The sequence below is a fragment of the Halorubrum trapanicum genome, from assembly GCF_017873555.1.
Classification (GTDB): domain Archaea; phylum Halobacteriota; class Halobacteria; order Halobacteriales; family Haloferacaceae; genus Halorubrum; species Halorubrum trapanicum.
In genome coordinates this window covers 40,449-55,451 of record NZ_JAGGKE010000006.1, presented here as the reverse complement: position 1 = coordinate 55,451, position 15,003 = coordinate 40,449, and the positions used below count along the sequence as shown (strand labels likewise).

13 protein-coding genes are annotated in these 15,003 nt (G+C 69.7%); 8 read left to right on the top strand and 5 right to left on the bottom strand.

Translation table 11 applies throughout. The features are described from left to right. Positions 1 to 6 precede the first annotated feature (6 nt). From pstB to J2744_RS08240, 3 genes are read left to right on the top strand one after another with little or no spacing between them, the layout of a single operon-like run. Positions 7 to 930, top strand: a complete 924-nt coding sequence (gene pstB / locus J2744_RS08250; RefSeq protein WP_209546555.1) for a phosphate ABC transporter ATP-binding protein PstB — start codon at positions 7 to 9, stop codon at positions 928 to 930. Then, positions 927 to 1,604, top strand: a complete 678-nt coding sequence (gene phoU / locus J2744_RS08245; RefSeq protein WP_209546553.1) for a phosphate signaling complex protein PhoU — start codon at positions 927 to 929, stop codon at positions 1,602 to 1,604. Before pstB ends, phoU begins: the two co-directional genes overlap by 4 nt. Positions 1,605 to 1,606: 2 nt before the next feature. Then, positions 1,607 to 2,626 (top strand): AbrB/MazE/SpoVT family DNA-binding domain-containing protein, encoded by a 1,020-nt coding sequence (locus J2744_RS08240; RefSeq protein ID WP_209546551.1) that lies wholly within the window; start codon positions 1,607 to 1,609, stop codon positions 2,624 to 2,626. A gap of 269 nt (positions 2,627 to 2,895) precedes the next feature. Here the strand turns inward: J2744_RS08240 and J2744_RS08235 are convergent, their stop codons facing one another. Continuing rightward, entirely contained in the window at positions 2,896 to 3,810 is a 915-nt protein-coding gene (locus J2744_RS08235; protein ID WP_209546550.1) for a serine/threonine-protein kinase RIO2, read from the bottom strand. Between the two features lie 510 nt (positions 3,811 to 4,320). On the opposite strand from J2744_RS08235, the gene kdgK1 reads away from it, so the two are divergent. The 5 genes from kdgK1 to J2744_RS08210 all read left to right on the top strand — a co-directional run bounded on the left by kdgK1 (position 4,321) and on the right by J2744_RS08210 (position 8,590). Further along, positions 4,321 to 5,277 carry a bifunctional 2-dehydro-3-deoxygluconokinase/2-dehydro-3-deoxygalactonokinase gene (gene kdgK1, locus J2744_RS08230; protein WP_209546548.1) on the top strand — a complete coding sequence of 319 codons (957 nt, stop codon included), beginning with the start codon at positions 4,321 to 4,323 and terminating at the stop codon, positions 5,275 to 5,277. 15 nt (positions 5,278 to 5,292) lie between these two features. Continuing rightward, a complete protein-coding gene (locus tag J2744_RS08225; RefSeq protein WP_209546547.1) occupies positions 5,293 to 6,165 on the top strand; it encodes a lipoate--protein ligase family protein in 873 nt (290 codons plus the stop codon). Positions 6,166 to 6,240: 75 nt separating this feature from the next. Further along, positions 6,241 to 7,077, top strand: a complete 837-nt coding sequence (locus J2744_RS08220; RefSeq protein WP_209546545.1) for a deoxyribonuclease IV — start codon at positions 6,241 to 6,243, stop codon at positions 7,075 to 7,077. A gap of 92 nt (positions 7,078 to 7,169) precedes the next feature. Then, positions 7,170 to 7,676, top strand: a complete 507-nt coding sequence (locus J2744_RS08215; RefSeq protein WP_209546543.1) for a hypothetical protein — start codon at positions 7,170 to 7,172, stop codon at positions 7,674 to 7,676. A 71-nt stretch (positions 7,677 to 7,747) separates the two neighbouring features. After that, complete coding sequence (locus J2744_RS08210; protein WP_209546541.1) at positions 7,748 to 8,590, top strand: class I SAM-dependent methyltransferase; 843 nt, start codon at positions 7,748 to 7,750, stop codon at positions 8,588 to 8,590. Between the two features lie 475 nt (positions 8,591 to 9,065). On the opposite strand, the gene J2744_RS08205 is transcribed toward J2744_RS08210, so the two are convergent. The 4 genes from J2744_RS08205 to J2744_RS08190 all read right to left on the bottom strand — a co-directional run bounded on the left by J2744_RS08205 (position 9,066) and on the right by J2744_RS08190 (position 14,773). Continuing rightward, a complete protein-coding gene (locus J2744_RS08205; RefSeq protein ID WP_209546539.1) occupies positions 9,066 to 9,710 on the bottom strand; it encodes a DUF7095 family protein in 645 nt (214 codons plus the stop codon). A gap of 71 nt (positions 9,711 to 9,781) precedes the next feature. Then, positions 9,782 to 11,575 (bottom strand): DNA polymerase/3'-5' exonuclease PolX, encoded by a 1,794-nt coding sequence (polX, locus tag J2744_RS08200; protein WP_209546537.1) that lies wholly within the window; start codon positions 11,573 to 11,575, stop codon positions 9,782 to 9,784. Between the two features lie 25 nt (positions 11,576 to 11,600). Continuing rightward, complete coding sequence (locus J2744_RS08195) at positions 11,601 to 12,863, bottom strand: MFS transporter (protein ID WP_209546535.1); 1,263 nt, start codon at positions 12,861 to 12,863, stop codon at positions 11,601 to 11,603. Positions 12,864 to 13,378: 515 nt separating this feature from the next. Then, the gene (locus tag J2744_RS08190; protein ID WP_209546533.1) at positions 13,379 to 14,773 is read right to left on the bottom strand and encodes a signal recognition particle protein Srp54; all 1,395 of its coding nucleotides are present in this window, start codon (positions 14,771 to 14,773) and stop codon (positions 13,379 to 13,381) included. Between the last annotated feature and the right edge of the window lie 230 nt (positions 14,774 to 15,003).

Genomic DNA, 15,003 nt, shown 5'->3' with positions numbered 1-15,003 from the left:
TCAAAAATGAGCGAGAACCAGAACCCACAGACCCAGACGGACACCGCGACGACAGGCACCGACCAGCCGCTCACGACGACCACCGGCGAAAGCGTCGAGCAGACGCGAGACGAGTGGCGAGAGTACGAGTTCGAGGGGGAATCCAAGATGACCGTCGAGAACCTCGACGTCTACTACGGCGACGACCACGCCCTGAAAGACGTCTCGATGGAGATCCCCGAACAGAGCGTCACCGCGCTGATCGGTCCCTCCGGCTGCGGGAAGTCGACGTACCTCCGGTGTCTCAACCGGATGAACGACCGGATCAGCTCCGCGAGGATCGACGGCACGGTCCGCTTCGACGGCCAGGACATCTACCAGGACGGCGTCAACCTCGTCGAACTCCGGAAGCGGGTCGGCATGGTGTTCCAGTCGCCGAACCCCTTCCCCAAGTCGATCCGACAGAACATCGCGTACGGCCCGGAGAAACACGGGGACCTCGACACGGGCCTGCTCGCTCGGCTGTTGAACCGGAGCGACGAGGAGGAACGCGATCGGCTCGTCGAACGCTGTCTCCGCGACGCGGCGCTTTGGGACGAGGTGAACGACCGACTCGACGACAACGCGCTCGGTCTCTCCGGGGGGCAACAGCAGCGGCTCTGCATCGCTCGGTGCCTCTCCGTCGACCCGGAGATCATCCTCATGGACGAGCCCGCGTCGGCGCTCGACCCGATCGCCACCGCGAAGATCGAGGACCTGATAGAGGACCTCTCCGAGGAGTACACGGTCGTCATCGTCACGCACAACATGCAACAGGCTGCGCGCATCTCCGACCAGACCGCGGTCTTCCTCACCGGCGGCGAACTCGTCGAGTACGGCGAAACTGATCAGGTGTTCGAGGACCCGAACAGCGAGCGCGTCGAGGATTACATCAGCGGGAAGTTCGGGTGATCGCCGTGCCCCGCAAAGAGTACCGCGAGTCGCTGGCCGCGCTGCGGTCCGAGGTCGAGTCGATGGGGACGGCGGTGCTCGATCAGCTCTCCCGGGCGCTCGACGCGCTCGAACGCGACGACCAGAAACTGGCCCGCGAGGTGATCGACGGCGACGAACGGATCAACCAGCGGTACCTCGACCTCGAAAGCGACTGTATCGACCTGATCGCGCTCCAACAGCCCGTCGCGTCCGACCTCCGATTCGTCGCCGCGTCGTTCAAGATCCTCACGGACTTAGAGCGGATCGGCGACCTCGCGACGAACCTCGCCCGGTACGCGCTCGCCGGTCGCTCGGACGAAATCGCGGAGGTCCAGATTCAGACGATCGGCGAGACGGCCCGCGGACAGGTCCGGGCGGCGCTCGACGCCTACGTCGACGCCGACTCCGCGGCGTGTCGAGCGATCGCCGAGCGCGACGACGAGCTCGACGCCTCGTGTCAGAACGCCAGCGAGGCCGTCGTTCGCGAACTGATCGCCGGCGAGTCCGACCGCTGGGAGATCGAGCGGCTGCTCGACGACGTGTCGCGGCTGCTGCTCACGATCCGCGATCTGGAGCGGATCGGCGATCACGCCGTCAACATCGCCGCGCGGACGCTGTACATGGACGACGGCGACCCGAAACTGATCTACTGACCATGGAGACGAGGAAACTACAGGAGGTCGGCGGCGGCACCTTCACCGTCTCGATTCCGAAGGAGTGGGCCACGAGCCACGGCTTCGAGGCCGGGATGGAGCTACAGCTGTACACCCACCGCGACGGCTCGATCCTCGTCCGGTCCTCGGAGGCGGACGTCGACTCGCTGGACGCCGCGACGATCGACGTCGGCGACGGCGGCGAAGAAGCCGTCCGGCGCGCCGTTCGCACGGCGCACGCGGTCGGGTTCGAGACGATAACCCTCCACCGGACGGGCGCGTTCTCGGCGGCGGAACGGAAGGCCGTTCGGTCGACGGTCCGGGACTTGGTCGGGACGAACATCCTGAACGAGTCGGACGCGGAGATCACGATCAGACACCTCCTGGACACCGCTTCCGCCTCGGTCCGCCAGTCGATCGTTCAGCTCCAGTACGTGGTCACCTCGCTCCTCCGCGACGCGACCGAGCGGTTCGTCGACGCCGCCGACACGCATGCGGGGATCCGCGACCGCGCCGACGAAACGCGTCGCTCCGCGGAGATGGTGACGCGACACTTCTCGCGGTCGCTCGTCTCGCACGCCGAACTCGACGCGTTGGGCGTCTCCCGGCCCGAGCTGTTCGCCTACTACTCGATCGCTCGTCGGCTCGAAACGGTCACCGAGCAGGCCATCGGAATCGCGAGCACCGGAGAGGGGCTGTCCGAGCCGCTCGGAGACGAAGTGGCCGCGGACGCGCGTTCCGCGACCGACGACGTCGTATGTGCGATCGACGACGCGGTAACGGCCGTCCTCGACGGGGACATGACGAAGGTACGAGCGGTGAGGGAACGGTGCGACGACGCCGTGGCACGTATCGAGCCGGTCGAACGCCGTCTGTACGACGGGTCCGGCCCGGAATCGGTGCCCGAAGCGGTCGCGCTGTCCGACGTGCTCTCCCGCGTCCGGCGGGCGGCCGAGTGCGGTCGACACATGGCCGACATCGCCGCGAGAACGGCGATCCGCGCTGAGAACATCGACGTCTGATCCCCGGACCGCGGACGACCGATTCCGATTCGGCCCTGTCCGCTGTGCCCGGCCGCGGGTCGGTGCCGTCGACGACGGCTTCGACGTCGGGGGGAGGGCTACCGCCTCCGCGTTCGGCCCAGATGCGGAACGCCGCCAGTCCGGTGGTCGCGGAAACCGCAGCGAACACCGCTTCGTCCGTCCGCTCGGTTCTCGCTGGTAGCTCGTCAGTAGTAATGCGCCGCTGCTACCCGATCGGAGGGAACGTATTTTATATTGCGCTATGCGGTTTACTCCTCACCGAACGCCCGAACGCTCTCGAACGAGCCGTCGGCGATAGCAGCCGCGATTCCGTCGGTATCGGCGTCTCGGGGCACCTCGTGGGGGTATTTCCGGGCGAAGTACCGCATGAGGTTCTCGACGTCGCGTTCGAGGAACTCCCCGGCGTTCTCGTGGTCGACCGACACCGCCTGCGGCCAGTCGAAGATCGTGATCCCGCTCTCGGCGACCGCGACGTTGTGTTCGGAGGCGTCGGCATGGACCCAGCCCATCTCGTGGGCGATGGCGAGCTCGCGGAGAATCAGATCGAGAACGCCGACCGCCTGCTCGGGGTCGAGCGTCGCGCGCGACAGTTCGACGCCCGCGAACTTCTCCATCACGATGGCGTGGCGGTTGTGATCCACCGGTCGCGGCACGCTCACGTCGGGGTACAGCTCCTCCATCGCCTCGTACTCGCGTTCGGCGGCCTTGCGCGCGGTGTACAGCCACGAGACGTGGTCGCGGTCGGCGGTGTACTCGCGGTCGCGGTTGACCTCGCGGAAGTTGGTGTACCCCTCGCGGTGGTACTTCAAGGCGAGCGGGCGGAACGACTGCGCCTCGTACACGTCGCCCTCCTTGCCGAGTCCGAGCGGCGACCCCACGCCGTCTATCGTCTCGCGCTCCGCGAACGTCCGGAGCGCCAGGGCGTCGTACCCCTCGAAGGTGAGCTGGTACCCCTCGTACTGGATCGTCTTCCGCTCGATCAGCTCGCGGTCGAGGCAGCGGTCGATCCGATAGTCGACCTCCTCGCGAGTCAGGTCGGCGTAGTCCGGGAGCTTGTCGCGGCGGACCCACTCCGAGAAGCGCATCCCCTGCTCGACGCCCGAGAGGAGATAGAAGTCCTCGGGATCGAGTTCCGCCATGTCGCCGGCGACGTTTCGCACCATACGCGCCCCTACTCCGGCGATTCCTAAAAGGGACGTGCGTTCGGCGGAGGATCAAATATAGTGTATATCGCGATAACAAATTGACTCTGCAGTCGACGGTCTCGGAGGAGCGGTCGGGGTCGGATCTACCGTACTCTGAACGGCGACGGGCTGGGAATCGAGATCGACGAGGAGCACGTCCGCAACAGCGCGGCAACGTCGACTGGCACAACCCCGTCTGGCGCCACGACGACGGCTCCGTCGCGGAGTGGTGACCCGGATGCCGAGCCACACCGGACGACGTGGGGCAAACCGATGACCCGCCGGCCAGAGTCGCCGACCGAGGGCGCGGTGATGCAAGACGACGTGCTCCCGGATTACCGGGAGCGCGAGGACGCGGAGTAGCCGGAGACGGTGACGTTCTCGCTCGCCCGCGAGTGAGGCTCGGCGCCGGATCACCCCCTCTTATAGTCGGCCGAGCGTAGCACCCGGTATGAATCCCTTCGACCCGCGCGCCGCGGGGTGGTCCCGATGACAGACCTCGTCACGTTCGGCGAGACGATGCTCCGGCTGTCGCCGCCGCGGGGCGAGCGGCTGGAGACGACCCGCGACCTGACCGTTCAGGCCGGGGGCGCGGAGAGCAACGTCGCCGTCGGGGCCGCGCGGCTCGGCGCCGACGCCCGCTGGCTCTCGAAGCTCCCCGACTCGCCGCCCGGGCGCCGGATCGTGAACGAGCTGCGGAGCCACGGCGTTCGACCGGGCGTCGCGTGGGCCGACCCGGACGCGAGCCGGGTCGGGACCTACTACCTCGAACACGGCGGCTCGCCGCGGGGGACGAACGTGATCTACGACCGCGCCGACGCGGCGATCACGACGGTCGAGCCGGAGGAACTCCCGGCGGGGGCGGTCGAGGAGGCGGAGTGGTTCCACACGACGGGGATCACGCCCGCCCTCTCGGAGGCGGCCGCGGAGACGACGACCTCGCTGTTGCGAACCGCCGGCGACGCGGGGACCACCCGCTCGTTCGACCTGAACTACCGGTCGAAGCTCTGGGACCCGGAGACGGCGCGGGCGGCGTACGAGGACCTGTTCGAGCACGTCGACACGCTGTTCGTCCCCCGGCGCGACGCGCGCGAGGTGCTCGGCCGCGAGGGCGGCGCCGTCGAGATCGCGCACGGGCTGGCCACGGAGTTCGGGTTCGACACGGTGGTCGTCACCCGCGGACTCGACGGGTCGGTCGCGCTCCACGACGGGTCGGTGTACGAGCAGGCGGTCTTCGAGGCGGAGACGTTCGACGCGATCGGCACCGGCGACGCGTTCGTCGCCGGGTTCATCGCGGAACGGCTGCGCGGCGGCGACCTCCCGGCAGCCCTCCGGTGGGGGTCGGCGACGGCGGCGCTGAAACGCACCACCGACGGCGACCTCGCGGTGACGACCCGCGAGGAGGTCCGGAGCGTCATCGAGGGCGAGGGCGGGATAAACCGATGAGCCGAGGGTGACGGTATGACCGCGCCCGCCGTCGACTGGCGGCTGATCCGCGAGGAGGCCCGCCCCGGTCCGTTACAGATGGCGCTCGACGAGGTCGCCGCCGAGACCGCCGCGGCGGGCGGTCCCGCCACGCTCCGGGCGTACCGCTGGGAGCCGAGCTGTCTCACGCTCGGCCGCCATCAGGACCCCGAGACGGTCGACTGGGCGTTCTGCGAGCGCGAGGGGATCGACGTGACGCGTCGCCAAACCGGCGGCGGCGGGATCTACCACGACGCGCGCGGCGACATCGCCTACTCGATCGCGGTCCCCGCGGAGACGGTGCCGGGCGAACTGCTCGACTGCTACCACCTCCTCTGTGAACCCGTCCTCGACGCGTTCGACCGTCTCGGGGTCGACGCCGACTACGTCGAGGAGTCGGTCCCGGAGCTGTACCGCCCCGCCTGCTATCTCCGCGAGCTTCACCCGGCGCACGACGTGGTGGCGGGCGACGCGAGCGGATCCGCCGCCGGACCCGACGAGGACCGACGTCGGAAGATCGCCGGCAACGCGCAGTACCGGAAGCGCGAGGCGGTGATCCAGCACGGGTCGCTGTCGTACGCGGTCGACGCGGCGCGGCACCTCGGCGTCTTCGCCGACCCGCCGGTGACGCCCGAGGCGTTCCGCGAGCGCGTCGTCGGGATGGACGAGTTGGTCGACGTCGACCGCGCGGAGGCGGTCGGGGCCGTCGAGTCGGCGCTTGCCGACTGGGCGAGCGAGGCTCCCGAAGCGACCGTCGAGGCGGACGGGTCGTGGACGGACGCGGAGCTTGAGCGCGCCGCGGAGCTCGTCGAGGAGAAGTACCGGGACGAGGAATGGATCCGGACGCGGCCGGGGCGCGACGGGGCGTAGGGGGACTTCGGGAAGCGCGAGCGGGAGTTCGCCCGGTTCCGAAGGGGCTTTTTCGGCCGCCCCCCAGTGTCCGGTATGAGTCTCAAGGTCGGCGCGCACGTCTCCATCGCCGGCGGCGTGGACAACGCCGTGGGAAATCAGGTCGAGGTCGGCGGCAACTGCGGACAGATCTTCACCCACTCGCCGCAGGTGTGGCAGGACCCGAACATCGACGACGACGAGGCCGAGCGGTTCCGCGAGGGGACCGCACGCGACCTGGAGGGACCGTGGGTGATCCACACCTCCTACCTCGTGAACCTCTGTACGCCGAAGGACGGACTGCGCGAGAAGTCGCTCGACTCGATGCAAACGGAGGTCGACGCGGCCGACAAGCTCGGAATCCCGTACGTGAACGTCCATCTCGGCGCGCACACGGGCGCCGGCGTCGAGGGCGGCCTCGACAACGCCGCCTCCGTGATCGACGACCTCGACGTGCCCGACGGCGTGACGATCCTGATCGAGAGCGACGCGGGCGCGGGGACGAAGCTCGGCGGCGAGTTCGAACACCTCGCGGGAGTCATCGACCGCACGGAGACCGACATCGACGTCTGCGTCGACACCGCCCACGCGTTCGCGGCGGGCTACGACCTCTCGACGCCCGAAGCGGTCGATCGGACGATCGCGGAGTTCGACGACGTGGTCGGCTTAGAGCACCTGAAGTACGTCCACCTCAACGACTCGAAACACGAGTGCGGCACCAACAAGGACGAACACGCCCACATCGGCGAGGGGCACATCGGCGAGGCGGGGATGGAGCGGTTCCTCAACCACCCCGACCTGACCGACGTGCCGCTCGCCCTGGAGACGCCGACCGAGGACGGGAAGAGCTTCGCGTGGAACATCGATCGGGTTCGCGAACTCCGCCGCGACTGAGCGCCCTCGTCTCCGCGGCGCCGTCTCTGTTCTCCCCGAGGACGCCACCCGTCCGACGCGGATTTAAGTAACCCCGTGATCGATCCACGGATATGCCCACCACGAAGGCGTTACTGTTCGGACGCCGCCGCGACCGGGCGGTCGGGCTGGTGGTCGGGTTCGCCGGGGTCGTGACGCTCGCGCTCGTCGCCGCCTTCGCCGCCGAGTCGGCGGACGTGACGACGGCGAGCGCCCTGACCGACCGGCTCCTGCCGCTGTTGGTGTTTTACGCGCCCGGGCCGTTGGCGGCCGCCGGGGCGTACGCGCGCTGCGGGGGACCGGCGTGTCTGGCCGTCGGCGTCGTGCCGGCGGTCGTCCTCGGCGGGTTCGTCCTCCTCGGGACGGTCGTCGGCGTCCCCGGCGTCAACGGGGGGAGTCCGGCGATCGGCGACGTGACGGTGAGCTTCGCCGCGATCGGCGTGAGCAGCGCGTTCGTCGGCTACTGCGCCGGCGTGACCGCCGTCCTCGGCGCCGATCTCGTCGGGTTCGGGTCCGGCGATGAGGACGGGGACATCGACGACGGCGACGAGGCTGACGAGGATATCGACGACGGCGACTGAGGAACGCGACCCGGCGCGAGCGCGACGACCGATCTCCGGACGTTTATTTCCGCCCGCGCCGAAGCGAGGGCGTGCGACGCTTCTCCGCCGAGTACCTCGAACACACCCGCCGCGGGATGTGGGACGACGGCCGCGACGCGCTCGCGGACCTCGAGCTGTCGAGCCGCGAGCGCGTCCTCGACGTCGGCTGCGGCACCGGAGAGCTGACCAGAGTGTTGGCCGCCGAAGCGGAGACAGCGGACCGCGAGCGCTCAGCGACAGTGATCGGCGTCGACGCCGACCCGGAACTCCTCTCGGTCGCCCGCGAAGCGGAACGGAAATCGGAATCCGACGGCCGGATCGGCTACCTCGCGGGCGACGCGACCCGGCTCCCGGTCGGCGGGAGCGCGGTCGACCTCGCCGTCTGTCAGGCCCTGCTGATCAACCTCCCCGATCCACCCGCGGCGGTCCGTGAACTCGCCCGGGTCTCCTCGGACCTCGTCGCCGCGGTCGAGCCGGACAACGCGGACGTGCGAGTCGCCTCGACCGTCGGCGCCGAGGAGCGCTTGGAGCGCGAGGCGCGCGAGGCGTACGTCGACGGGGTGGACACCGACGTGGCGCTCGGCGACCGCGTGCGCGAGGCGTTCGACGCGGCGGGGCTGGTCGACGTGCGGACGCGGCGCTACGTCCACGAGAAGCGGACCGAGCCGCCGTACGCCGAGGCCGCGCTGCGCTCGGCGGCGCGGAAGGCCTCCGGCGCGGGGCTGGCCGACCACCGCGACGAACTGGTGGCCGCGACCTCCGAGGGCGCCTACGACGACCTCCGCGGGCGCTGGCGCGAGATGGGACGGAAGGTCGTCGACGCGATGGGCGCCGAGGAGTACGAGCGCGTCGAGTACGTCCCGTTCGACGTGACCGTGGGCCGAGTGGAGTGAGATAGTGAATTCGAATCGGTGCGTCGGCGTGGTTGGTTATAAATAGCGAGCGGTAGCGTCGGCAGCGTCCAAGACAGTTTATAAATGGACGATAACGGATCGGTGGCCAATACCGCCAAGGCCCCAGCCGCTTGCTTATAAACAGTTGACGGTGGATCGGCGGCGGACACCGCCAAAGCCCCAGTCGCGAGGGCTCGGGGGCCTCGCTGCGCTCCTCGTCACTCGCTACGCTCGTTCCTGCGGTGCTTACTTCGGCCGCCTTCGCCCTCGCGACTGCCCCTTTGAGTCCCGCCCCGCACAGCACCGCCCCGCACCTCACGCCTCCCCAGCCTCGCGGTTCGCTCGGGGCTCCCTCCGGTCGCCCACGTCGCTCACCGCGTCCCTCGCGCGTGCTTCTCGCACCCGGAGGGCGCTCGAAGGCACGCGCCACCGCATCGGGTTCTACTTATAAATAGCGGCGGAAGCGCGTCCGGACTCAGATCATGTCGCCGCGCACCGACGCCCCCTCCTGCTCGGCGCGCCGCTGTGTGAGCACGTCGGCGGCCTCGTTCGCGGCGTCCTCGTCGGCGCCGAGCATCCCGAGCGCGGCGGGCAGCGTCGGCATCGCGAGGGAGGCCTCGCGGAGGCGGTCGAACGCCTCCTCGTCGCGCTCGCCGTCGACCCACAGACAGACCCCGCGGGGGTCGAGCACCTCCTCGTAGGCGTCGCGGGCGAGCGCCCCCTTCAGGCGCTGGCGGACGTTGTCCTCGAAGCCCGCGTTACACACCTCGAGGTGGATCGGCTCGTCATCATCGACCAGCTCGGCCGCGAGACACTTCTCGGGGGCCGCGTACCCGTTGTCGCTCGTCCGCACGCGGTCCGGATTAGCCTCGGCCCACGCGGCGTCGACCGTGGTCCCCACGCCTTTCACGCCGTACTCGGACTCGAACGCGGCGGCCGCCTCGCTGTCGCCGCCCATGATCACGTCCTTCGTGAGGTAGACGTCGAGCCGGTCGACCGGGTCCAGCCCGAGCGCGACGTCGCCGAACGCCCACACCTCGCGGACGGGCACCGGCATCGGCTCGCCCGCGACGCGGTCGACGAGCGACTCCAAGCGATCGACGGCCCGTTCGCGTTCCATTGACGGGAAGTAGACGGCGGGCGGGCAAACCGGTTACGCTCGGGCGGGCGGCGTCCGAGGTCGGTCCGCCGTCACAGGACGAACGACCGAAGCCCGTTGAGCGAGCGCGCGTTGAGCACGTTCGACGTCTCGGCCCAGCCCCGCCGCGCGGTGTGAACCCCGTACCGGGCGTTGTCGAGTTCGCGGGGCGCGTGCGCGTCGGTGTTGACGGCGATCGGCGCGCCCGCCTCGACCGCGGCCCGGACGAACTCGCCGTCGGCGTCGAGCCGGGCGGGATTGGCGTTCACCTCGATGGCGGTGCCGGACGACGACGCGGCCGCCGCGATCGCTTCGATGTCCGGGTCGAGTCCCGGGCGCTCGTTGATGAGGCGGCCGGTCGGGTGGCCGAGGACATCGACGTGCGGGTGTTCGACCGCCCGGATCAGACGCTCGGTGGCCTCCTCCCGGTCCTGCCCGAGCGCGGCGTGGGGCGACGCGACGACCAGGTCGAGGGCGGCGAGCGTCTCGTCGTCGGTCGAGAGGCCGCCGTCGGCGTCGATGTTCGCCTCGATCCCGTGGAAGATCGGGATGTCCACCTCCTCGGCCGCCTCCGCGATCGCCGCGGCCTGCTCCTCGATGTCGGACTCGTCGAGACCGACCCCGCCGACCATCCCCGGCCCGGTCGCGTGGTCGGTGACGACGTGGTAGTCGTACCCGCGCTCGTCGGCCGCCGTGGCCATCTCCGCGATCGAGAAGGCGCCGTCGGACCAGTCGGTGTGCGTGTGGAGATCCCCCCGGAGGTCGCCCGGCTCGACGAGGAACGGGAGCCGCCCCTCGGCGGCCGCCTCGACCTCGCCGCGGTCCTCGCGCAGTTCGGGCGGGATGGGGTCCAAGTCGAGCGCGCGGTAGACCCCGTCCTCGTCCTCGCCGGCGACCCGGTCGCCGACGCGGGTGGCGTCGGGTTCCGCGGCCTCGACGTCGGCCTCGTCACCATCTCCGGCGGCGGCTTCGCCCTCCACGTCGCTCACGTCGAACAGCCCGTACTCGTTCAGCTTGAGGTCGCGGTCGATCGCCCGGTTGCGGACCGCGACGTTGTGCGCGCGCGACCCGGTGAAGTACTGGAGCGCGGCGCCGAACTCGTCGGGGTCGACGATCCGGAGGTCGACGCGGGTGCCGTCCGCGCGCACGCTCGCCTTCCCGGTGCCCGCCTCGATCGTCGCGTCCGCGGCGTCCCAATCGGTGAACGCCTCGACGATCGGGTCGCGCTCCTCGCTGGCGACGAGCAGGTCGACGTCGCCGATCGTCGGTTTCCACCGGCGGATCGACCCGCACACCTCGGCCGACCGGACCGAATCGAGGTCCGCGAGGGACGCGAGCGCGTCGTCCGCGACCGGGCGGGCGTCGCCGAGGCGGGTCCGCTCGCGGGACTCCCGCGCGAAGGGAACGTTGTCGAGGATGTTCTGTTCCGTCACCGCGCCGAAGCCGGAGACCTCTTGGATCTCCCCCGCCTTCGCGGCGGCCTCCAGCTCGTCGAGGTCGGTGACGCCGAGCGCGTCGTACAGCGAACCGACCGTCTTCGGGCCGACCCCCTCGACCGCGGTCAGCCCCGCCATGTCGACCGGTAGCTCCTCGCGGAGGTCGGTCAGCTCCTCGATCTCGCCGGTCTCGACGTACTCGACTATCTTCGCGGCGATGGCGTCGCCGACGCGGTCGATCTCGGCGACCGCGTCCTCGCCCTCGGCCGCGAGCTCCTCGATCGGCGCGGGGTGCTCGCGGACGTTCTCGGCCGCCCGTCGGTAGGCGGTCGGCTTGTACTCGACGCCCGTGGCTTCGAGGAGGTCGGCGAACTCCTCCAGCCGCGTCGCGACCTCGTCGTTCCGGCTCATCGGTCGCCGTTCGTCGGCGTCCCACTTAGGTCGACGGGGAACTTCCCCCGCGAGCGGAACGCTCCGTCACCCAGAGTCCGGCCGCGACGACCGCCGCGAGTCCCATCGACCCGGCGAGCAGCGCGAACGCGGGCCGGAAGCCGACCGCGTCGGCGACGACGCCAACCGCGCTCGGCGCGAGCGCGCCGGCGCCCATGAGCAGCGTGCGGACGACGCCCAACCCTCCGCCGGCGAGCCGCTCCGGGAGCAGTTCCATCAGGTAGGCGCTGCGCACGGGTTGGAAGCCGTGCGAGCCGAGTCCGAACGCGGCGACGACGACCGCGGCCGCGACGGCGCCGCCACCGAGACCGGGGAGCGAGACGAGCGCGACGAGCGCCACCGCCGCCAGCCCGAGCGTCGCGACCATCACGGGGAAACGGCCGACGCGGTCGGAGAGGTCGCCGGTGACCAGCTGGACGAACGTCACCGCGAAGACGAGCGAGTACAGCAGGTTCGCGGTCGACGTCGGGAGTTCGGCGGCCTCCGAGAGGTACAGCGGGAGGAACGCGACGAGGCCGTTGTGCGCGAACGAGAATCCGACGGTCACCAGCACGAACGCCGTAAAGCGCGGCTTCCGGAACAAGCGGAAGTACTCGCGCGCCCCCGGCGAGTCGTCGCCGTCGGCGTCGGTTCCCCCAGTCGCCGCGGGCGACCCGGAGAGCCGGACCGCGGTCGCGACCGCGAGACCGACCGCGAGGACGCCGGTGAGCAGGAACGGCGCGCGCCAGTCGGCGCCGGGGAGGGACGCGAGGACGGCCGCGAGCGCGGGCGGCGCCGAGAGGACCGCCACGACGACCGCGGGCGCGGCGACCCCGCCCATCGCGCCGAGGGTGTCGTGCGCGCCGAGCATCCGCCCGGTTCGAGCGGGGTAGACGCGGGCGATCAGCCGCACCGAGACGGTCTTGTGGACGCCCGTCCCGGCGCCGACGACGAGCATCGCCGCGACGAGGGCGGCGAAGGGCGCGTCGAAGACGACCGCGAGCGACCCCGCGCCGGCGACGAGCGCGCCCGCGACGATTACCCGCACCGGACCGAGCCGGTCCGCGACCGCCCCGCTCGGGAACTGGAGGAGCGCGTACACGAGCATGAAGCCGGTGAAGGCGGTCCCGACGGTGGCGTTGCTCACGCCGTAGGCGCCCTGGATCGACTCGAACAGCGGCGGGAAGAGGTAGCGGACGAACTTCCCGAGGAACCAGATCAGCGAGACGAGGATCAAGGCGTCGTACTCGCCGATCCGGTCGCGGTCCATCGCCAAGCCGTAGCCCGGTCACCCGTATAAAGGACCTGAAGCGCTCGACTGCTGCCGGTAGGGATCGATCTCGTCATCTCTGACTTTTCCGCGGTGGCGCGTGCCTGCGAGCGGCCGACAGGCCGCGAGACAGCACGCGCGAGGGACGCCGTGAGCGACCGGAGGGAGCGAGCGGCGAGGCTGGGGAGGTGTGAGGCGCGGTTGCTGTGCGGGGTGGAACTCAAAGGGGCAGTCGCGAGGGCGAAGCACGGCGCAGCAAGCACCACAGGAACGAGCGCAGCGAGTGACGAGGAGCGCAGCAAGCCGCGCGAGTCCTCGCGGCTGGGGCTTTGAAGGAGTTCCCCGCCGAGTCACAGTCACCGATTTATAGGTGAGCGGCTGGGGAGTTGGAAGGATTCACCGTCGCCGCGAGGGTGACGACTTATAAATAAGCGGCTAGAGCTTCGAGATCCAGTACCACCGAGCACCGCGCGGTCACGGAAAAACGGACAATCAATCCGCGGACAGTACGCTATTCAGAACGGTCCCTTGCCGCCGCCCATCATGTCGCCGAGACCGCCGCCGCCCTCACCGCCCATCTTCTTCATCATGCGCTGCATGTCACCTTCGCCCATCCCCTGGAACTGGCCGATCGTCTCCTCCATCATCGAGTGCTGCTCTAAGAGCTGCTGGACCGTCTCCTCGTCGGTGCCGGAGCCGCGGGCGATGCGCTCGACTCGGGACTGGCCGACGACGCGTGGGTTCTCCAGCTCCTCCTCGGTCATCGAGTCCATGATGCGCTCGAACCGGCGCATCCGGTCTTGGGTGACGTCCATCGCGTCGTCGGGCAGCTCGTCCATCATCCCGCCGCCCAGCCCGGGGATCATGTCCATCACCTGATCGAGCGGTCCCATCTTGTTCATCGCGTCCATCTGGCGTTTCATATCCTTCAGGGTGAACTCCCCCTGAAGCATGTCCTCGGGGTCCCAGTCGTCGTCCTCCTCTTGGGTCTCCTGCATCGCGCGCTCGACGCGCTCGGAGAGCTGTTTCAGGTCGCCCATCCCGAGCAGCCGGGAGATGAACCCCGACGGCTCGAACCGCTCGATGTCCTGAACGGTCTCGCCGGTGCCGAGGAAGGCGATAGAGGAGTCGGTCTCGTTGACCGCGGTCAGCGCGCCCCCGCCCTTCGCGGTCCCGTCGAGCTTGGTGATCATCACGCCCTCGATACCGATGGACTCCTCGAACTGGCGGGCCTGCTCTTTCGCGCCCTGCCCGATCGCAGCGTCGAGCACGAGCAGCGAACGGTCGGGGTCGACGACGCCCTCGATCTCCTCGATCTCGGCGATGAGGTCGTCTTCGAGCGCGTGGCGCCCGGCCGTGTCGACGATATGAACGTCGGCGTCTTCGGTCTCTTCCAGCCCCGTCCGGGCGATGTCGACCGGGTCGTCGTTGTCGGGGTTGCCGTAGAACTCGACCTCGGCGCGCTCGCACATCTGTTTGGCCTGGTCGTACGCGCCCGGCCGGAACGTGTCGGTCTGGATGACGGCGGGGCGGAGTCCCTTCTTCGAGAACCACCACGCCATCTTCGCCGCGGAGGTGGTCTTCCCGGACCCCTGAAGCCCGGCGAGCAGGATCGTCTGGTTTTCGAGGGGGAGTTCCGTGGAGTCGCCGACCAGTTCGACCATCTCCTCGTAGACGATCCGGAGGACGTGGTCCTTCGCCGTGGTGCCGCCCGGCGGTTCCTCTTCGAGCGCGCGGGACTTGATCGAGTCCGACAGCTCCATCACGAGGGCGACGTCGACGTCGGCGGAGAGGAGCGAGCGCTGGATCTCCTTGACGATCTCCTCGACGTCGCTCTCGGAGAGTCGGGACTTCCCCTGGAGCTTGTCGAGGCTGCTCCGCAGGGACGTGCCGAGGTCGTCGAGTACCATTTGCCGGAGATAGGCGGGCGACGCGGTAAAGCTTTGTTCGTCGGCGGCCGCAGATACGTTTCGAGTGCGGAGACGGTGGGGAGTGTCTTCCTCGCCCTTGCCGTTCGCTTATAAATGGCTGTTACCAAGTCGTCGGCGAACACCGCCAAAGCCCCAGTCGGGAGGCAGGCGCACGCTCGCTGCGCGCTTCACTCGGTCGCTCACTGCGTTCGCTCCCTCGTTGCGGTGTC